Annotated in this window: 1 protein-coding gene; it reads left to right on the top strand. The window is 34.2% G+C overall.

The window, feature by feature from the left end; all coding sequences use genetic code 11:
- Positions 1-288 precede the first annotated feature (288 nt).
- Positions 289-1,686, top strand: coding sequence for an IS110 family RNA-guided transposase (locus ACZYT3_RS12655; protein ID WP_464088902.1), 1,398 nt, complete (start codon positions 289-291; stop codon positions 1,684-1,686).
- Positions 1,687-1,868 lie beyond the last annotated feature (182 nt).

The raw sequence follows: 1,868 nt of genomic DNA, 5'->3' as shown, positions 1-1,868 counted from the left end.
CTCCTCGTATAATATGACGTGTAATCAATAATATATACTATTGATTACATCCTCTAATTTTAAGATAATAGTTTCGTTTTGAATCAAGGTTTTATTCTCATCTCCTGTGGCTACTTTCATGTACGTCCACTCAAAAAAGACTTAATCCTTTAGTTCAAGATGTACTTTATACCCGAATTAGTTTGTTGCAGCTGGATTCCTTATCCTGTCTCCGTATTTGCGAGGTTGTGTTTGTCTTGATTTAGAGGTGCAATTCAAAACCAAAAATATACGAAAGAGGTTGTTCATATGGAAAAACATTACGAATTATTTGTTGGCATTGATATCTCTAAGGGTAAGGCTGATGCTACTATTCTTCAGGTCAGTAATCTTAGATCGGTTAAACCTAAATTCTTGCGAAAAAAGTTATCTTTTAAATTCACTCGATCCGATGTGTTATCTTTCTTATCTGCTGTTAGAAGCAAATATGATGATAACTGTACCCATGTAACTTTCGGATTAGAAGTTACTGGAATCTATTCTAATAACGTGTATAACTTTATTAAATCTCAATTAAATGATCTTGAGGAAATCCGTTTCCTTAACACTGAATTCGTCAATAAATGGCGCAAGGCTCATAATATTGCGAAATCAGATCCTCTCGATGCTCAGACTATTTCCAACATCATTGGAACCGATCCTGATGTTCGCTTCGTCAATCATGTTGCCTTTGACAATGAAAAAGGATATCAAGATCTAAAAGCTTTGATACACCGTTATTATCAGGTCAAAAAAACTTATTCTCAAGAAATTAACCGTCTCATTTCCACGTGCGATGTTTATTTTCCCGAACTTCAGTATGTTTTTGAACCTAAATCCGCTGCTTTTCCAGCTATTCTATCTTCATATCCTACTACACAAGATATCATAAATGCTTCTAAAAGTGAAGTCTTTGATTGCGCTTATGAAGCAACAAAACATCGTGTAACTTTTGATAAGATAGATAAGCTTTTTAACTACTGTAACGATACATTAACGGATTTCAATATTTCTTACACATCGCGTAGCATCATTCTTGATCTGGCTACAAGTGTTAAAAGATTAAAATCTCTTTTAAAGGAACTTGAAAAAAAGATCAAGGTGCAAGCTTCAATGTTCGATGTATATGAGCTTCTACTTACCATTACAGGTTGTGGTCCTATTACAGCAGCAACGGTAATCGCTGAAACAGGTGATATCAGTCGCTTTCACAGCGCTGATAAGTTTGTCTCCTATGCAGGAGCTTCTCCTAGAATAGATAGGTCTGGCAAATCGGTTGAGACCATTGGAAGAATTTCTAAAAAAGGTTCCAAATATCTCCGACATGCCCTCTATATGATCGCTGAATTCGCTAGACGCCATAATCCTGTTTTGAAAGCTCAATTCGATAGAATTAAGAACGGAAACAAGAAACGGCATCGATTAGCAGTTATCGCGATAGCTAACAAAATAGCACGTTACATCTATTCTACGATGAAAAACGAAAGCAGTTTTATAATCACATATGAAAGTCTTATGCGATTATCGGAAGTAACCCGAAACACGTTCTTCCAAAACATTACAACAGAATTTTCTAAAAGAATCAGAAGACAGATCTATCAATATTCAGATGTAAATGGTGAGATTCATCAATTCGTATACATCCAAAATAAAGACATAGAAATCTAATCTAATAAATAGAAAATTCTTCATGAAAACGTTCTCAAATCTTAGAGTTCTTTTTAGTGTACCTAAAATGAACGTGTCTTCATTAAAAGACTAGAATTGTGCCTCTAAATCAAGGCAAAAACTCTTAAAACTATTGAATCTAACTATTTTCTAATAGTTATTGACATTTAATAGTTTGTCTT

This window comes from Traorella sp. mt218 (genome assembly GCF_055420025.1).
Note: the sequence above shows the minus strand (reverse complement) of the source record. Positions and strands in the feature narration are given on the sequence as shown.